Annotated in this window: 12 protein-coding genes and 4 tRNA genes; 7 read left to right on the forward strand and 9 right to left on the reverse strand. The window is 40.4% G+C overall.

Going from position 1 to position 19,433, the window contains the following annotated elements; genetic code table 11:
• The 8 genes from nusG to BM291_RS02800 all read right to left on the reverse strand — a co-directional run bounded on the left by nusG (position 1) and on the right by BM291_RS02800 (position 5,445).
• On the reverse strand, positions 1-558 hold the full coding sequence (gene nusG / locus BM291_RS02765; protein ID WP_092894647.1) for a transcription termination/antitermination protein NusG: 558 nt from the start codon (positions 556-558) through the stop codon (positions 1-3).
• 18 nt (positions 559-576) lie between these two features.
• Positions 577-765: a preprotein translocase subunit SecE gene (gene secE, locus BM291_RS02770; protein WP_091692128.1), complete on the reverse strand. Its 189-nt coding sequence runs from the start codon at positions 763-765 to the stop codon at positions 577-579.
• A gap of 16 nt (positions 766-781) precedes the next feature.
• A tRNA-Trp gene (locus BM291_RS02775) sits at positions 782-855 on the reverse strand.
• A gap of 118 nt (positions 856-973) precedes the next feature.
• Positions 974-2,161, reverse strand: a complete 1,188-nt coding sequence (gene tuf, locus BM291_RS02780) for an elongation factor Tu (RefSeq protein ID WP_092894648.1) — start codon at positions 2,159-2,161, stop codon at positions 974-976.
• A 63-nt stretch (positions 2,162-2,224) separates the two neighbouring features.
• Positions 2,225-2,296 (reverse strand) — tRNA-Thr (locus BM291_RS02785).
• A gap of 48 nt (positions 2,297-2,344) precedes the next feature.
• Positions 2,345-2,417: transfer RNA gene (locus BM291_RS02790), tRNA-Gly, on the reverse strand.
• Between the two features lie 164 nt (positions 2,418-2,581).
• A tRNA-Tyr gene (locus BM291_RS02795) sits at positions 2,582-2,664 on the reverse strand.
• A 150-nt stretch (positions 2,665-2,814) separates the two neighbouring features.
• Positions 2,815-5,445, reverse strand: a complete 2,631-nt coding sequence (locus BM291_RS02800; protein WP_092894649.1) for a M1 family metallopeptidase — start codon at positions 5,443-5,445, stop codon at positions 2,815-2,817.
• 66 nt (positions 5,446-5,511) lie between these two features.
• Between BM291_RS02800 and BM291_RS02805 the strand changes: the two genes are divergently transcribed.
• The 3 genes from BM291_RS02805 (at position 5,512) to frr (ending at position 7,473) form a co-directional block, all read left to right on the forward strand.
• Positions 5,512-6,006 carry an acyl-CoA carboxylase biotin carboxyl carrier protein subunit gene (locus BM291_RS02805; protein WP_092894650.1) on the forward strand — a complete coding sequence of 165 codons (495 nt, stop codon included), beginning with the start codon at positions 5,512-5,514 and terminating at the stop codon, positions 6,004-6,006.
• A 186-nt stretch (positions 6,007-6,192) separates the two neighbouring features.
• On the forward strand, positions 6,193-6,906 hold the full coding sequence (gene pyrH / locus BM291_RS02810; protein WP_092894651.1) for a UMP kinase: 714 nt from the start codon (positions 6,193-6,195) through the stop codon (positions 6,904-6,906).
• A 6-nt stretch (positions 6,907-6,912) separates the two neighbouring features.
• Positions 6,913-7,473, forward strand: a complete 561-nt coding sequence (gene frr, locus BM291_RS02815) for a ribosome recycling factor (protein WP_092894652.1) — start codon at positions 6,913-6,915, stop codon at positions 7,471-7,473.
• Positions 7,474-7,526: 53 nt separating this feature from the next.
• Here frr and BM291_RS02820 read toward each other — a convergent pair whose 3' ends face one another.
• Complete coding sequence (locus BM291_RS02820; RefSeq protein WP_092894653.1) at positions 7,527-10,184, reverse strand: DUF5686 and carboxypeptidase regulatory-like domain-containing protein; 2,658 nt, start codon at positions 10,182-10,184, stop codon at positions 7,527-7,529.
• Between the two features lie 488 nt (positions 10,185-10,672).
• Between BM291_RS02820 and BM291_RS02825 the strand changes: the two genes are divergently transcribed.
• The 4 genes from BM291_RS02825 (at position 10,673) to BM291_RS02840 (ending at position 19,340) form a co-directional block, all read left to right on the forward strand.
• A complete protein-coding gene (locus BM291_RS02825; RefSeq protein ID WP_092894654.1) occupies positions 10,673-13,657 on the forward strand; it encodes a SusC/RagA family TonB-linked outer membrane protein in 2,985 nt (994 codons plus the stop codon).
• Positions 13,658-13,676: 19 nt separating this feature from the next.
• On the forward strand, positions 13,677-15,164 hold the full coding sequence (locus BM291_RS02830) for a RagB/SusD family nutrient uptake outer membrane protein (RefSeq protein ID WP_092894655.1): 1,488 nt from the start codon (positions 13,677-13,679) through the stop codon (positions 15,162-15,164).
• A 292-nt stretch (positions 15,165-15,456) separates the two neighbouring features.
• The gene (locus BM291_RS02835) at positions 15,457-16,044 is read left to right on the forward strand and encodes a hypothetical protein (protein WP_245786756.1); all 588 of its coding nucleotides are present in this window, start codon (positions 15,457-15,459) and stop codon (positions 16,042-16,044) included.
• Positions 16,041-19,340: a VCBS repeat-containing protein gene (locus BM291_RS02840; protein ID WP_092894656.1), complete on the forward strand. Its 3,300-nt coding sequence runs from the start codon at positions 16,041-16,043 to the stop codon at positions 19,338-19,340. Before BM291_RS02835 ends, BM291_RS02840 begins: the two co-directional genes overlap by 4 nt.
• Positions 19,341-19,433 lie beyond the last annotated feature (93 nt).

Here is a 19,433-nt window from a genome sequence, read left to right on the forward strand (position 1 = left end):
TTAGTCTTGTTTTTCTACTTGTATAAAGTTTAATTCGACAGGAGTATTTCGGCCGAAGATCTTAACCATAACATTAAGTTTTTTCTTCTCCTCAAATATCTCCTCTATTGTTCCGGTAAACCCACTGAAAGGACCGTCCATTACTTTGACAGTCTCTCCGACTATAAATGGTGTATCCAGTTTCTCTGCGAACTCGTCTATCTCTTCAACCTTACCTAAAATACGATTGATTTCTGATTGACGAAGTGGCTCAGGGGTTTTGGAAGCTCCTCCTGAACTTGATCCCAAGAAACCGATTACCCCCGGAATACTTGTAATTACGTGATTAGCCTCACCATTTGAGAGATCAGCATTAACTAAAACATAGCCCGGAAAGAAGTTTCTTTCACGAACTCGCTTTTTGCCATTTCTCATCTCATATACCTTCTCTGATGGTATAAGGACTTCTGGAATAAAATCCCCAATATCCTGTCTGGTAATTTCATTATCCAAATAGGTCTTAGTTTTCTTCTCCTGTCCCGCTACTACTCTGAGTACGTACCATTTATGTTCAGCCATTCTGTAATGTCAATTCAATTAGAATAAATCATAAAACCATGTCATGATGTTTTCGAATCCTAGATCTACCACACCTATAAATAGGGCAAAGATCAGAGAGGCGACTAACACCAATACTGCACTATTTTGAAGAAATGAAAATTTCGGCCATGTGACCTTATTTACCATTTCATCATAAGATTCTAGAACAAAGTTTTTCAGATTCATAGTGTACTTAACTTACTGGCACGGGCAGAGAGATTCGAACTCCCATCAACGGTTTTGGAGACCGCTATTCTGCCGTTGAACTATGCCCGTGTAAATGAACGCCCCGCTAATGGGAACGCAAAATTAGGTATTGATTGCTTAAGAAACAAATGCGATCCCAAAATAATTTGAGATCGCATTGTATAAATAGTCAATCAGTGATTGATGATTAGTCTAGAATTTCAGTAACCTGACCAGCTCCTACTGTTCTACCACCCTCACGGATTGCAAAACGAAGACCTTTCTCAAGAGCAACTGCACTAAGCAAAGTTACTTCAATAGTCACGTTATCACCTGGCATTACCATCTCAACGTTTTCTGGAAGCATGATCTCTCCAGTTACATCTGTAGTTCTAAGGTAGAACTGTGGACGATATTTGTTGAAGAAAGGAGTATGACGTCCACCTTCTTCTTTAGAAAGAACGTAAACTTCAGCGTTGAAGTGAGAGTGAGGCTTCACAGATCCTGGCTTACAGATAATCATACCACGTTTGATTTGTGATTTTTCAATACCTCTTAGCAATAGACCTACGTTATCACCTGCTTCTCCTCTGTCTAGGATTTTGCGGAACATTTCAACACCAGTTACTGTAGACTTAAGGCCTTCAGCACCCATACCGATAATATCAACACCTTCACCAGAGTTAACAACTCCTCTTTCTATTCTACCAGTAGCTACAGTACCACGACCAGTGATCGAGAATACGTCCTCTACAGGCATCAAGAAATCCTTATCCATAGCTCTTGCTGGAAGAGGGATATAAGAATCAACAGCGTTCATTAATTCCATCACAGTCTCAACCCACTTTTCTTCGCCATTCAATGCACCAAGTGCAGAACCTGCGATTACAGGGATATTATCACCGTCGAAATCATAGAAAGAAAGTAGCTCTCTGATCTCCATCTCCACAAGCTCAAGAAGCTCAGGATCATCAACCATATCTACTTTATTCATGAATACTACTAGTTGAGGTACACCTACCTGGCGAGCCAAAAGGATGTGCTCTCTAGTTTGAGGCATTGGTCCGTCAGTAGCTGCTACCACTAGGATAGCGCCGTCCATCTGGGCAGCACCCGTTACCATGTTCTTAACGTAATCAGCGTGACCTGGACAATCTACGTGAGCGTAGTGTCTTTTTTCAGTCTGATATTCTACGTGAGAGGTGTTAATGGTGATACCTCTTTCTTTTTCTTCCGGCGCGTTATCGATAGAAGAAAAGTCTCTTAATTCAGATAGACCCTTACTAGCCAGAACGGTAGTGATGGCAGCAGTCAAAGTGGTCTTTCCATGATCTACGTGACCAATCGTACCGATATTAACGTGCGGCTTGGAACGGTCGAATTGTGCTTTTGCCATGCGTGAAAATCCTCAGTTTAAGTTTAAAGATATATTTAATTTTTTTTCTAATAAATCGAAATGAGCCAACGAGGGGATTTGAACCCCTGACCCCTTCCTTACCAAGGAAGTACTCTACCCCTGAGCTACGTCGGCTTAAAGACTCTTATGTTCTCCCAAGATATAAATCTTAGAAGAACAAAGAGCGGGAGACGAGGCTCGAACCCGCGACCTGCAGCTTGGAAGGCTGCCGCTCTACCAACTGAGCTACTCCCGCTTGTAATCTTTCGAGATGAAATCCATCTCATGCCTGCTCTACTTTTAAACATTCTACCTTTCGGTTTAATATCTCGGAGAGCTACTTCCACTTAAAATCCAGTTTTACCTAGATTTTTTCGCCCTGCAAAATTAGATAAAAAATTTCGCATTCTGGCAATGGTGTGGGGGAAATAGGATTCGAACCTATGAAGACTTAAGTCAACGGATTTACAGTCCGTCCCAGTTGGCCGCTTTGGTATTCCCCCAACTAGTGTCACGTTTTAAACCCTTTTTCTCTGGGCTTCCTATCGTAACGGATGGCAAAACTAGAAGCTTTTATTAAAGATTCAAAACATGGCTTTCAAATTTCATGATATTTTGATCTATTTATTTCCAAATAATTATAAATCAATGCATTAATTTTCATCTTTTAATGCCTCAAGAAAATATTGATAGTACATTATCAGCTCTGCGTCCGCTTCTCGAGCGGCAGCCTCACTAATTCTCTTCATTACCTCAGGCTTTTCGGTGAAGCTCAACAATCCCTGAAAAGCTCCCAATCGAACATAGTTTCTGGAGTCATTCTCCATTTTTTCCAGTAAAAAAGTAACTGCATCCATTTCACCCTCCTCAGGAAAACGACTAAAATACTCACTGAAGTACCCCAAGAAAAAATAAAGACCTTCACCAGAAATTGAATTAGCCTTTTCAATGAACCAATTCCCTTTCCCCAAAATAGAGTTCGTAATGTAATAATCAGCTACAGGAATCACCATCCTGAAATTATTTTCTGCCGCGAAACCTTCTATTATACCAGAGTCTATCTTATGATCAGTGACTGTCACCAAGCCCATCAGTGCAGATCCAGCCACTAAATAGGAAGAATCATTTACTAAATTCAAAAATGTAGTATAATGCTTATCCGGCCCATATGCAGACAACACATCAAGGGCACCCGCTCTTACAGAATTCTTAGTATCATTCACTGCCATACCCACAACTCTTCTTTCTAGCTCTGGTGTATCTGCAAGCCATTCTGGACGACCTTGAAGAATTGACAAAGCAGACTCCCGGATGGACCAAAACTGATCTTCTAAAGCTGCCGGTAGGATAGATTCCAATTCAGTAGTTGCTTCCCATGCCATTAAACTATCCAATGCCTCATACCGAGCTATTCCAAATATTGATGACCTAAACTGCTCTCGCATTTGATCTGGACTCATTTTAATGGACTTTTTGGCCAACAAATTCTTTTCTTCATCAATCAATACCAAGTTGACAGGACTGCCATTTTCAAGAGCGATCTCCTGAGAAGCCCTAGTGATCATAAAGCGCTTACTATTTCTCTTACTGCCTTCATACCAACTCACCTCAAGAGGGAATTGATACAGTGGTGTCGTACTCAAATCCTGAAGCTGCGAAACCGTAATAAGGACATTCGAAGGATCTGAATAATCCACCTTGAAATTAATATCTGGATGACCTTTGTCTAGAAACCATTGATTGAAAAACCAATTTAAATCTTCTCCACTCACTTTTTCAAATGCTATACGGAGATCATTTACCTCCACGTTATCAAATGCATGCTCCTCAAGATAATCGTTAAGTCCTGCGTAAAACGCTTCCGCTCCCAAATACTCCCGAAGCATATGCAGAATGGCTCCTCCTTTCGAATAACTGTGTGAATCGAATAAATCTTCAGCATTTTCATATTCAAAACGAACTAACTCAACCTGCTTTGTTTCTGCCTCCGCAAAGTAATTCTCCGTCTCAGCTATCAACTTCAATTTTGCCTCATCTGCCCCATACTTATATTCATTCCACAAAAACTCACTGTAATTAGCAAACCCCTCATTTAAAGTAATATTTGCCCAAGATTCTGTGGTCACATAGTCGCCAAACCACTGGTGAAAAAGCTCATGAGCAATAATGTAATCCCATTCAGAATCAATAGCTTCTCGTTCTGTCAGCCTCAATTCCTCCATGAAAATAGAAGCAGTAGTATTTTCCATCGCACCCGACACAAAGTCACGGACAACGATTTGATCATATTTTGGCCAAGGATACTTCACGCCTAGTAACTCGGAGAAGAATCCAATCATTTCAGGTGTATTCTTAAAAACTTTTTCAGCGCCCTTTTCATAACCTTTTTCTACAAAATAGCCCAACGGAACATCTTCCCATTGTGCAGTCACTTTTCCAAAATCACCAATAGCAAAAGCTGCCAAATAAGGTGAATGTGGAAGCTTCAGTTCCCAGTAATCCTTTCTCAATCCATTACCCAAATTCTCCTGGCGAATCAATTCCCCATTACCAATACTGATCAAGGAATCCAGAACAGTTAGCTTGATCAGTTGGGTGAATTTCTCATTTGGACTATCTATCGTAGGAAACCATTTAGAATTATGGGCGGTCTCGCCCTGCGTCCAGATCATCGTCGGTTTATCTGCCACTGTATCCAGTGGATCTATGAAATAAAGCCCTTTGGTATCAGTGATAGCAGCACTTCCCTCTCCCGCATTTCGTTCTGGAAAGGCCGTATAATCGAATGTAATCTGGAAAGTGTCTTTTCTTGTCAACTGTCTAGGTAATTGAATTCTAATTTTTTGGTCATCGTATTGATAACGCAAGGATTCAAGATCACCCTTTTGCGAGAAAAATATTTCACCTAACTCAAAGTCCTGAGCATCTAGGGTCAATTCATTTTGGGCGTAGAAAAAGGGCTTAATGGTAAGTATGGCTGTGCCTATCACTGACTGATTCAGGTAATCAAAAGCCAAATCCAACTCAGTGTGCAATATGTCAAAATCCTTTTTTTCTGATGGCTGATAGCTCTTGATAGCTAGTTCCTCTGTAGCAATTAGCGCTTTAATCATCGAACTATCAATTTCGGCTAAATGAGTTTCAGTAGCCAAGATCAGACCATCATCAACCTCCACAGCCCCTTGATTAGTCTTGCACGCCATCAAAATTACTACAAAAAAAAGAGCTGGTAGTTTCGTCACAATCCATCGATAGCTAAGGTTCTTTAGGGTCAATTGATTCATATTTAAAGCGTAAGAATGGGTTTCTGTTTTAGGGGAAATTGTATATTCGGCTTCAAATTAACATGAATGTTTACAGTTACCATCCAAAATAAGAGCTATTCGGTAGAAAAAGCCGAAGACACAATCCAAGTAAATGGAAAAACGATCAACTGGGATCTTCAGTGGGTTTCTGATCGGAAAATTCACCTGATTTATGAAAATAAGTCACTTGAGGCTGAATTGATTTCCATAGACAAAGAATCGAAAAGCGTCCAAATTAGATTTGGTGATAAAGTTTCAACCCTGCAACTCAAGGATAGATTTGACATCCTGTTAGAGCAAATGGGAATGAATAACACTGCATCTAACGCTTTGAAGGAAATTAAAGCGCCGATGCCAGGATTGATATTAGACCTGAAAGTACAGCCAGGAGATGAAGTAGCCAAAGGTGATGTTGTATTGATCTTAGAGGCGATGAAAATGGAGAATATTATCAAAGCACCAGGCGATGGTATAGTAAAAGCCGTAAAAGTTTCTCTCAATCAAAGCGTAGAAAAAAATCAAGTCTTGATTCAATTTTAGCTTTTAAGCCTAGCATAATGAAATGAACAAATTATATTTGTCGGATTATTTTGTGCAAATCGGGCTACGCTCGATCCTTTTTCAGTCAATTTGCTAAAGATTTTTAGCTCCAACCTGAGAATAACTCGCCTCAAATAATCGCAACAATAGCGATAAAAAAAACCTCTGAAATACAATACCAAACACATGAAATACAAGAGAATACTGCTCAAACTCAGTGGAGAAGCGCTAATGGGTGACAAGAATTACGGCATTGACCCAGCTAGATTGCAGCAATACACAGAGGAGATCAAGAAGGTACATGACATGGGTGTGGAAATTGCAATCGTAATCGGCGGTGGCAATATTTTCAGAGGAGTGCAAGCTGAATCATCCGGAATCGACAGAGTTCAGGGTGACTACATGGGCATGCTCGCTACCTTGATTAATGCTATGGCGCTTCAAAGTGCACTGGAGCAAGGCGGAATGTACACCCGTCTAATGTCTGGTATCAAAATCGAAAGTGTTTGCGAACCTTTTATCCGCAGAAGAGCTATTCGACACTTGGAAAAAGGTCGAATTGTGATTTTTGGAGCTGGGATAGGCAACCCATATTTCACGACCGATTCTACAGCAAGTTTGAGAGCTATTGAAGTAGAAGCAGATATTGTATTGAAAGGAACAAGAGTGGATGGAGTCTATACCGCTGACCCGGAAAAAGATCCTACAGCCACAAAATATAAAACCATTTCGTTTCACGAAGTGTATGAAAAGAACCTAAACGTCATGGATATGACTGCATTTACACTTTGTCAGGAAAACAACCTGCCAATCATTGTATTTGACATGAACTTGTCTGGAAACCTAAGCAAATTGGTACAAGGCGAAGAAATAGGAACTTTGATCACTTCTTTAAGCTAAAAAAACATGGAAGAAATCGAATTATACTTAGACGAAGCAAAAGAATTGATGCAAAAAGCAGTGGATCATACTTCTGCTGAGCTTTTGAAAATCCGTGCTGGAAAGGCAATGCCAAATCTTCTGGACGGAATTATGGTTCAGTATTACGGAGCTAATACTCCTTTGAGCCAAGTATCATCAGTAAACACACCTGATGCCCGAACACTTTCCATAAAGCCTTTTGAGCGCACGATGATCTCTGAGATCGAAAAGGCGATCATTAATTCAGACCTTGGTCTGGCTCCGCAAAACAATGGAGAAGTGATCATTCTTACTATTCCGGCACTTACGGAAGAAAGACGAATTAACTTGGTAAAACAAGCTAAGCACGAATGTGACGGAGGAAAAATATCCCTACGAACAGTACGCAAGGACATCAATGACGAACTGAAAAAGCTTCAAAAAGATGGTGCCGCAGAAGACGAAATCAAAAGAGCTGAGGACGTTGTACAAAAGCTAACCGATCAATATTCTGTTAAAATAGATGAACTGTTAGCGAAAAAAGAAATAGACATCATGAAAGTCTAATCATTAAAAAACCCGGTTTTATACCGGGTTTTTTAATGCTCTGATTTTTTAAATTAATTATCAATATTCACATTGATAAAGGTAGCAACCCCAAACCTCACTCCCCCACGTAGGAAGTTATTGTTTTCAAATCCTGCTCCCATTTCCAATCGGAAAATTCGGAATAGATTATCCAAGGAATAGCCAACTTCCCAATAATGGGGTGAATTGTCTGTTTTTAGATAATTGAAGAAGATATTCTCTCTTAGTCCTGAAAATCTCAACATCGGTAATTGAGTAAAAAGAAATTTCCTAAACTGGTAATGTACAATACCTGAGAAGTACTTAGAGTTTGTGCTGTACTTGTAGTAATCCATAAAGCGATAATTGGAGGCAGGACCAAAGTTGGAGAAGATCGTACGATTGCCTCCAAAGTGCTGAAAATCCGGGAAATACACTTGGTCATTGGACAAAAATGCTCCTGCCGAAAGATTGAAATCCAGCTTTCCACTTACTCCAAAAGTGTAGTTATGCTGGATCCCTAGCTCCAAGTGATCAAAATCTGCCGCTGTTCCATCACCACTAACGCCTCCAAACGCTTTATTATAAGCGAGCTTAACCAAGGGAGACCGATCATTTATAGCATACTTTCGCCCGTTTCTGATCCCGTATTTTATTCCCGGCCTCCACTCTAGTTCGGTATTCAATTTTAGAATATCATGATCTCCAAATGATCCCGGACTTGTCTCTACATTCTCTGGCTGGTTGGAAGTATATTCCCTTCCTTCCTTATTGTAGAAACTGTAATTATTCGTGTTAAAAAGTTCTGCACGATGAGCATAAGTCATATTAACTCGATAGGTAATACCTCCATTTACTCGATGCGCCCAATATGCTTGCGCAAAATCCTGCTCGTATAGCTTCATGTAATTTTGCCTCAGAAGCAAAGAGTATAGCGCATTTACCTGTTCGTTGATCGGCTCTCCCCCATTGAATTGATAGATATATCTACCGCCTCTTACTCCGAATGTTGTGCCTGATATAGGCAAGGTGCTGGACCATCGGAAATCAACTTTTCCATAAAAACGATTGCTTGAAAAGCCATATCGCAACTCAGGTTCAATATTGAAGCTTTTGCGATGTGTGCTTACACTATCAGCCAATTTGGTGGATGACTGCTTTCTGTAAAACAATCCCACTCCAACCTTGAAACCTTCAACAGTATTGAAAGAAGTCTTTGTCCAGTTTTGCTTGAATCCTATAGAAACTCCCTTTCCCATGCTATATGAAGCGCCATTCATGAAGTCCAGCGGTTTCATCTTTCTCTTAGCTTTTTGAGCTACTGAATCCACATCACTCATCTTGGCTACCTCCACTGTCGCCAAACTATCATCCCGCTGATATCCCTCAATCTCACTCTCGGTCAGTGGAACGGGACGAATGCTGTCCCAATAAGCTTGGTCATACTTTTTGGCCATAGAATCCACTTCATAGTAACTTTCCTGAACTACATCTGGCTCTTCGAGTTCTTTCAGTGACTCCTTCTCATATTCATTCAGAAGTTTGCGATATTCTTTTCTAGTTTTAGGTTCCTCCTTAGCCAGCTGTTCCAAGGCAGATACAGACTTATTAAAAGCCACCGCATCTTCAGGGACTTCCTGTACTTTTTCATCGATAATTTCAGGTACGACTGCCAGATCTGGATTCAGTTCTATTTCATATTCACGGGTAGAAGCCAAGTATTTGAAATTCCCTTCAAAGCCGAAAATCTTACCGCCAAAGTCATACGTATGCGTCAACGGCATCCAGACATTGTCAGCTACTGGCGCATATTGTTGTTTGGCTTGAATCTGAAACCCCAACATAGAGGTCTGCAAGTTCAGGCTATGAATCGCCCATAAATCCTCGATAATGTAGATAAAGCCTTCAAAGACCTGCTCTCCTCTTGATCTTGGGGTGACCTTGATCTTGCTCACCATTACATTCTGGTCAAAGAAGCTTCCTTCGTAATGGAATTTATAATACTGAAAAGCGGATCGAGAAAGTGGAGAGATGATGCCATTGATTTTCTCTTGATAAAAAGTAGTTTGAATATAAGGAGCAGGAGAAGTAGATTGGTTATCACCGTTGGTCCGAATAGAAATTACTTTTTCCTCCACTTTATTGGGCTGAGTAAAAGTGATTCTCGAAACTGATTCAGAAGTATAGGCTTCATTGAGCTTGAGACCTTCTTTTTCAATGGTCTTACGTAAGAAGAAAGGTGCATCGGTCAGTTTTCCTGTTCCTTTCAAATAAACGGTCATGCTGTATTTCTGTATCTGAAGTCTATGATACTTTGCCTTTGCTATCGCTTTTCTCATGATAGTCAGCGCAGGATCTTCCGCACCTGCTCTGACTTCTACCTCTGCCAAAGTGTATTCCTGGGGATCAAGTACAAAGTCTTTGATAGTCCATCCATCTGACACAGTGATCGTTTCGAGCTGAGATTTGTAACCAAGGTATTGGACTAATACATCATAAACTCCCTTCGGAAGTTTGTATTCGTAATTCCCTTCTTCATTGGTAGGCACCCCGTCACCGAGATTTCGAATATAAACCGATGCAAAAGCCAGAGGTTCACCATCTGAAGATTTCACATTTCCTTTGATTCCTTGAGCCTCTACTTGATGAGAAAAAAGTAATGCAGAAACAGAAATCAACAGAATAAGTAATACTTGTATTTGTTTTTTCATAAAAGTCGATTGGCTCATCAAGTTAAACAGCTTTTCAAAAACGCACTTTACGCTGCGTATGTTTTAAGATGATTTAGGATTACTCAATATGCCCCAAATCTCCAATTTTAGAATAGAATTCAGGGACAAAACCCCAAAAAACTAACCCTAACTTTTTACCTCAAAACAATACTTTCGCAAAAATTTTAATTATGTGTTTTTAGTCTCAAAATTATCCTTAAACGAAACTTGTATTTTTTTCAACTTTTTAAAAAAAACTCAAATTCGTGATTATTCGAAAATGGAAAACGATTTCCATTAGCAAAATAGCATCAAAACATGGTATTTATTAATCAATCATCAAATAAAACATTATTCTGTTAAATCGTGTTTTTCAATTCTCAAATAGGAAAAATGTTAACAATTGCAAAATTAAAATTATTACCACACTTTAGATTCGAAATATATGAAGGCTATATATTTTCTAGGATACCAAACAATCAAACCCTATGAGAAACTATTTACTAAAACAAAAGACGTTTCTACTTGCAATAGCGCTTATCTTCTGCGCTACTCTAGTGGCAAATGCTCAAACTAGAACCGTGACAGGTACTGTCATGGATCCAACCATTGGAGAATCTGTTCCTGGCGCGACTGTACTTGTAAAAGGAACTACTCGTGGTACTGCTACAGATTTGGATGGGAAATTTACCCTTGACTTACAGCAAGGTGACCAGATACTCATCGTGTCCTTCGTCGGGTATATCCCGCAAGAAGTAGAAATCGGAAACAAAACCACTTTCATCATTAATCTGGAAGAAGATATTCAAAGTCTAGAAGAGGCTGTAGTAATTGGTTACGGAACTCAAGACAAAAAAGAAATTACTTCCGCGGTAGTCGCTATAAAGCCAGAAGACTTCAACAAAGGAAACGTTTCGAATCCTGCGCAATTACTTCAGGGAAAGGTAGCTGGCCTTTCAATCACTCGCCCAGGAGGAAATCCCAATTCCGGATTCAATGTGCGTCTAAGAGGTCTATCCACTTTCGGAGCAAACTCTTCCCCGCTAATTGTTTTGGATGGTGTGATTGGAGCTTCGATGGATAACGTTGATCCTAATGACATTCAATCTATTGACGTACTGAAGGATGGTTCTGCGGCTGCTATTTATGGAGCTCGAGGATCTTCCGGTGTAATTCTAATCACTACTACCAAGAAGAATCCAAAAGATGGAAGAGTCAGTGTGTCCCTTAACTCATTTGGCACGATGGATCAGGCGACTAACCTAATCCCAATATTGTCTGCAGAGGAATTCGTTGCTAGAGGCGGTACTGATTTTGGAAGTTCCACCGACTGGAGAAATGAATTGATCGATGATGCATTTTCTTACACTACTAATGCAAGCGTGTCTGGAGGATTCAACAATACTAATTACCTAGCGGCAGTTAACTACCGCGATAATCAAGGTATTGTTAACGGAGTTTCTAATAAGCGACTTAACACTCGCCTTAACCTTTCTCAAGGTGCTCTTGACAATAGACTAAGATTAAATGTGAACTTATCCTTCACAAATATTGACAGAGAGTCAATCAACGACGCAGCATTCAGATATGCTACTCTTTACAACCCTACTGCACCAATCTTCGAAAACACCCAAGATGCCGTAGAGCGATTTGGAGGTTATTTCCAAAGAGATCTTTTTGATTTCTACAATCCTGTAGCATTGGCTAATCAGCAGAAGTTTGTAAGCGAGACTAAGTCTGCGTTAACTTCTTACAGAGCTGAATTCGACATTTTGAGAAATCTGACCATCTCTGCTCAATACTCACAGGACAGAAGCAATACACTTTCAGGTGATTTCTGGTCTAGACTAGATTATAATGTCGGTCTTGGTACTGGTGGATCTGCGCAAAGAAGAACAAATGATAGAGTTCAAAAAATCTTTGAATCTACTTTACGCTACGAGCTAGACCTTAGTGATGGCCTGAATATGACTTTATTAGGTGGTGTCGCTACGCAATCCACCAAAAATCAAGGATTCAACGCTAGAGTAAAACAATACCTATTCGATTTGGGATGGGATAACCTAGGCGCAGGTTCTATTCGCCTTGGAAACAGTACAGATTTAGCATCTTACGCTAATGAAGATCAGCTGAACTCTATCTTCGGAAGAGCAAACTTCAATTTGAATAACCGTTTCTTCCTTTCAGCTTCTGTGAGAGCGGAGACCTATTCAGGATTTGGTGCAAACAATCAAACAGGTGTATTCCCTGCTGTCAGTTTAGGTTCTGATTTTACACAGATCTTCGACATGGGAATCTTTAGTCAATTCAAGCCTAGAGCATCATTTGGAATCACAGGTAACTTACCTCCATCTCCAACTTTGGCGCTAGGTGTATATGGCAACGGAAATAGAGTAGATCTTGATGGAGATCCATTGACTCAAAGTGATGTTTTTGTTGGCATCGTGCAAAATTCTAATCCAAATAGAGATCTGAAATGGGAAACCAAACAAGAAATGAACTTTGGCTTGGACTTTGGAATATGGAACAACAAAGTAACTGGAGCGATGGATTATTACATCAGAAACATTTCTGATCTTCTTTTCAATGTACCAGTAGCCACTGGAGCTCCTAACCCATTTGATCCAGGAAGATTTAATACAGCTTCTTCTACATGGGTGAATCTTGCCGATTTAAGAGCAGCAGGTTTTGAGTTTGCTGTCACCGCTCATGATATTCATCTGGGCAATATCAAATGGCATCCAAGTGTAAACTTCACGCTTTATGATAAAACTACTATCGAAAGCCTTTCAGCTGGAGATTTGGGATTTGATGAGTTGAGATTTGCTACTCCAGGATCTCCAGGTCAAAACAACAACCCGATCGTATACAACAGAGTAGGACAAACCTTAGGAGATTTCTACGGACCGGTGCTAGAGGGATTAACTGAAGATGGGAAATATATCCTTTCTACAACTGATCCAAATGAGTTTGAAAAGCTAGGAAATGGCCTGCCAAAAGGAGAATTCGGCTTTGCTAACAACTTTGAATATGGAGGATGGAATCTAAGCTTCTTCTTCAGAGGCGCATGGGGACATGATCTGTACAATTCCTACAGAGGTTTCTACGAAAACCAAGATGCATCATCTAATACTTGGAACTCCGTAATCACCGACAAAACTCAGGTGGTGACTTCTACTCCAACTTTCAATAGTTCATATATTGAGAATGCGTCCTTTATTCGATTGGACAACATGGAATTGGGTTACAATTTCAAAACACCTTCTAAAAATCTGAATTCATTCCGTATATATTTTGCTGCGCAAAATCTATTCACTATCACCGATTATACGGGGGTAGATCCTGAAGTTAGAATCACTGACTCGGAAAATGGCGATGGCTTTACCACGTCACTGTCTCCTGGACTTGAGCGTAGAAATACCTACTTCCAGACCAGGTCATTCACTTTGGGTTTATCTCTTAATTTCAAATAATCAATCTAAACACAGAGACATGTTAAAATATATAAGTAAAATCTGTCTATTGGTTCCAGCGATTTTCCTACTGGGATCATGCTGGGAACTAGATCAAGAAGTGCTTGATGGAGTCACTCCAGACGATGTGAAAAATAGCAATAACCCACAATTGATTGACGTATTAAAGGCTTCAGCTTACTCGAGAATTGTAGGTAGCTGGGGAGGTCACAATAGCATCTGGTCCATCAACGAGGTGGCTTCAGATGAAATGGCGATCCCTCAGAAAGGTCCTGACTGGGAAGATGGCGGTATCTGGCTGAGAGTGCATAGACATACTTGGGGTACTTCCGAAGATGCATTCAACAACTCTTGGAACTACTGCTTCACGGCTGTTGGAGAGATCAACAACCTGATCATTTCCTTTCCTGATGTTGAACTGCTAGTAGCTGAACTGAAAGTTTTGAGAGCGCTTCCTTACCTATGGTTATTAGATTCTTTTGGAAATGTACCTATCATCACCGAAGAGTCCACAGGAGGAAACCCAACCAATAATTCTCGCCAAGAGGTGTTTGATTTTATTGAGAAATCTATTTTGGATAACATCGCTTTACTACCAAAAGAAGATACTAGAACTACTCTGAACTACTACTCTGCGCAGGCAATGCTAGCTAAGCTTTACCTTAATGCAGAAGTATATACAGGAACTCCACGTTGGGCAGATGCAGAAGCTGCAGCAAACGAAGTAATTTCCGGACCATATTCCCTTAGCTCAAACTTCTTCGCAAATTTCGCGACAAGAAATAGTGGTTCTACAGAAAACATTCTAACACTTCCATACGATGAGAACAATGCTGCAGGTTTTAACCTTGCAATGATGACTTTGCACTACTTAAATCAAAATACATTTGACCTAAGTGCTCAGCCTTGGAATGGATATGCGTCTTTGGAAGAATTTTACAACAATTTTGATGACGAAGATGTCAGAAAACAAAGTTTCCTTGAAGGCCCACAGTTTTCTTCTGACGGAAAGAGACTTGAAGATCTATCTGCAGAAGCTGGCGATCCTGATGGAAACCCATTGACCTTCACTCCTAAAATCAACATGCTTGCTCCTAATGCATTTAGACAAGCTGGTGTAAGAGTGGGTAAGTTTGAATTTGCTCCGGGTGCAGGTCAGGAATTGAGCAATGACTATCCCCTATTCAGATTGGGAGAAATCATTTTGACCAAAGCCGAAGCTGCATTTAGACAAGGTAAAACGGGTGAAGCTTTAGATGCTTTGAATCAAGTAAGAAAAAGAGCTGGACTTGATCCACTAACCACTATCACTGCAGATGCGATCTTTGCAGAAAGAGGTTTTGAAATGTTTGCAGAAGCAAGCAGAAGAACTGATATGATTAGATTCGGTAAATTCAGTCAGCCATGGTGGGAAAAAGGATCTTCTGAAGCATTTAGAAATCTATTCCCTATTCCACTTCAGCAAATCAACGCTAACCCTAACTTGGTACAAAACCCAGGTTATTAAGCCCTACTTGAGGCACAATACAAAAGGAAGTGCAGCATCTGCACTTCCTTTTTTACTTAGTTCACCTTTCACTTATTAACTTACCCTAGGTTTGTAATTACAGTTTCCTGATTTTACTTCCTATCAGAAAAAGTAATTTATTGATCACTGTAACTCATTTTTCTAAAATGATTTGCAGAGCCTACTCAAGGATAATCGGAGTACTTGCTTACTTTGATATAACTGAATTAGCCCTCGTGAAAATATGTTTGCATACAGATGGAGCCACAAAAATTTCCGATTAATTAGATAAATGAACATCAACTTAACTCATTACAAACACCTCCTTTTATTAGTTTCAATAGGCTTTTGCCTGATGTCCTGTCAATCTGACTATCAGAAAATGGAATCTAGAGAATTGGCTTCAGGGAAAATTGTGAATGATTTATTCTTGGATTTAGAACTAGGAATGCCAAAGAAGGAATTCTACGCTACCTGCTGGGAGCTAAATAAACAAGGTGTTTTACTAAATGGACCAACCGAGCTTTCCATAGAATACATAGTCGATATGCCTTCAAAGAAGGAAACGACCATGCGCTTCTACCCTAAATTCTCTGATGACAAAATTTACTTAATGCCAGTGGATTACGCCTACAAAGGTTGGGCACCGTGGAACGAGGACTTATCAGTAGAAATACTAAGAGCTGACGTTTTGGCTCTTTATGAGCAGTGGTACGGTGAAGGATTTATAGAAGTCAGCAGCGAAGACGGCTCTCAGGTAGCCTTTGTGAAAATCGACGGAAATAGAAGAATTAGAATTTACAAAAAGAACCTATCTACAGTAAGAGCAGAGATAGTTGATCTGAAAATTCAAAAGCAACTTGAAGAGAACCCATCATGAATAATAAATTCCTAGCGTTCTTCATTTTAGTATTGGCATTTTCCTGCTCAGAAAAAAAAGCGGAAACTCCTACTTTATTTCAATCCATTGATCCAGCATCTTCTGGAATATCCTTTAGAAATGACCTTCCCTTCGACGAGGAATTCAATATTTTCACCTATAGAAATTTCTATAATGGTGGCGGAGTCGCACTTGGAGATGTGAATAACGATGGACTATTAGACATTTACCTCACCGCCAATCTTGGTCCCAACAAGCTATATCTTAACAAGGGAGATTTCAAGTTTGAAGATGTAACGGACCTTTCCGGCACAGCCGGCACAAGAGCCTGGAGCACCGGTGTAGCCATGGCAGATGTCAATGGTGATGGCTTTCTAGATATTTACGTCTGCAACTCTGGAGATATCTCTGGAGACAACAAACAAAATGAGCTGTTCATCAACCAGGGGAACGGCACTTTCAGAGAAGAAGCCGAAGCATACGGATTAGCCGACAAAGGTTACTCTACACATGCCGTGTTTTTCGATTACGACAAAGACGGCGATCTAGACACTTATTTGCTGAACAATAGTTACCAAGCCATCGGCAGCTTCAACAAAATGCAAAATGAACGCCCAAAGCGGGATTCCGTGGGAGGTGACAAACTTTTTAGAAATGATGATGGCCAATTCACTGATGTGAGTGAAGAAGCTGGCATCTATGGATCATTGATAGGATTTGGTCTAGGCATAACTATCGGAGATGTGAATCAGGATTCATGGCCAGATATATTTATCTCCAATGATTTCTTTGAGAAGGATTACCTCTACATCAACAATCAGGATGGAACTTTCACCGAGTCATTAGAGAGCTCCATGCGTTCCATTTCAGCTGCATCTATGGGCGCAGACATTGCAGATATCAACGGTGATGGCTTACTGGATATTTTTGTCACAGACATGCTTCCAGAACCACAGCAACGGCTGAAACAGGTAACGACTTTTGAGAACTGGGACAAATTCAAGTTCAACAAAACCCACGGGTACCATTATCAGTATTCCCGCAACATGCTCCATATTAATAACGGAGATGGCACTTTCAGCGAAATGGGAAGGCTTGCAAATGTAGAAGCTACGGATTGGAGCTGGGGAGCATTGATTTTTGACATGGACAACGACGGGAAGCGTGATATTTTTGTCGCCAATGGCATCTATCAGGATATAACTGACTTAGACTACCTCAATTTCATTGATGATGATGCCACCAAAAGCAAGATCATCTCTCAAAATGGAGTTGACTATAAAGCGCTAATTGATCCTATCCCGATCAATCCAGTGCCAAATTACGCTTACAGAAACCTTGGGGAATTGGATTTTGAAAATGTCTCTGACGCTTGGGGACTAGGAAAAGCCATTCATTCCAATGGCGGTGCATATGGAGATTTGGATAATGATGGGACCCTAGATTTGGTTGTCAACAACGTCAATAACCCAGCCTCTTTATTTAGAAACACAGGAAGAACACTAAATCCTGAAAACCATTCTCTCCAAATCCAACTAGTAGGGAAAGGTAAAAATACCCAAGCCATCGGAGCTCAATTGAAGATCCTTGCCGGAGATCAAATTTTCTACACCGAGCAAATGCCAAACCGAGGCTTTGAATCTTCTGTAGACCCAAAACTTACCATTGGACTAGGGAAAATAACATTGATTGATCAACTCCAAATTTTATGGCCTGACGGCACTTTCACCAAGCTCGAAAATATCCAAGCCGATCAATTACTGACGCTAAAATGGAGCGAAGCAAATCCACTACCGGATGGTGAAAGTTTCTTTGATCTGCCAACAGAAGCATTTTTCAAACTGGGGAATGAGCAAGATCTGGATTTCACTCACGAAGAAAATCCTATGGTAGATTTCGACAGAGATCGCCTCACCTTCCATATGTATTCTACCGAAGGCCCTGCTTTTGCAAAAGGCGATGTGAATGGCGACGGAATTGAGGATTTGTTTTTTGGCGGAGCCAAAGGATTCTCAGGTAAATTATATCTAGGGTCTGGCTCTGGAAAATTCAAGCTTTCTGAGCAAGAATCTCTACAAGGCGACGCGCTCTCTGAAGATGTAGACGCGGTGTTTTTCGATGCAAATTCGGATGGGAAACTGGACTTAGTAGTAGCCTCAGGAGGCAATGAGTCTGGTCTCGGAGCTTTAGAACTTACAGACAGATTGTATCTAAACGATGGTAAAGGAAATCTCACTAAAACCGAACAGACTGGCTTCAATTCAAATCGTGGCAGTAGTTCCGTAGTACAAGTGATGGACCTAAATGATGATGGTGCTCCTGATTTATTTATTGGAGGCAGACTTGTGCCATTCGTCTATGGAGCTCCTGCGAGTAGCAGTATTTGGATCAATGATGGCAAAGGAAACTTCACTGACCAAACCTCCACACTTGCTCCTGAGATGAAAGAAATTGGCATGATCACGGATGCAAAAGTGGTAGATTGGGATAATGACGGTACGAATGACCTTGTCCTCGTAGGTGAATGGACTGCTCCTATTTTCTTTAGAAATACTAACGGTAAACTTCAGAAAATTGAAATGCCAGAATTAAATAACCTGAAAGGCTGGTACCGAACATTGGAGATAGCGGACCTAGACGGAAATGGCCTTCCAGATCTGATCTTGGGAAATAACGGATTGAATTCCCGATTCAAAGTTTCTGAAAATACTCCAGTCAGAATGTACCTAAATGACTTTGACCAAAATGGGTCAATTGAGCAGATTTTCACACGTCAGGAAGGAAATGTTCAAGTTCCATACACTCTTAAGCATGAGCTGGAAAGGCAAATTCCCGCTGTAAAAAAACGGTACATGCGCTACAGTAATTACAATAATGAGATGCTCTCCGATATTTTCCCTCAAGAAATACTGGACATGTCTATTATCAATGAAATCAATAGTCTAGAATCTGGTGTATTGATGAATGAAGGAAATGGAAAATTCACTTGGAAACCTTTCCCGAGAATGGCTCAGCGATCTTACGTCTTTGCTATCCAAGTCGCAGATCTAAATGGAGATGGGAACGAAGATCTGATCCTTGGTGGCAATCTATTTAATGCTAAACCCGAAGTGGGCAAATATGACGCAAGCTATGGCGATGTTCTTTTAGGCAAAGGTGATGGCACCTTTGATTATTGGCCTAATGCTAAAAATGGTCTAAAACTAGACGGTGATGTAAGAGCTTTTGCAGCACTTGGTGACGGTAAACTTTTAGTCGTGAAAAACAGTGCGAAAGCAGAGATTTGGAAGTATTGAGCGTGTTGAGATGAGGAGATTTTCAGTTGTGTTTCTGATAGGGATAGGTTTCATTTTTTCTTGTACAGAGAAAAAAATAGAGACCCTTTATGA

The organism is Algoriphagus aquimarinus (assembly GCF_900112005.1).
GTDB lineage: Bacteria > Bacteroidota > Bacteroidia > Cytophagales > Cyclobacteriaceae > Algoriphagus > Algoriphagus aquimarinus.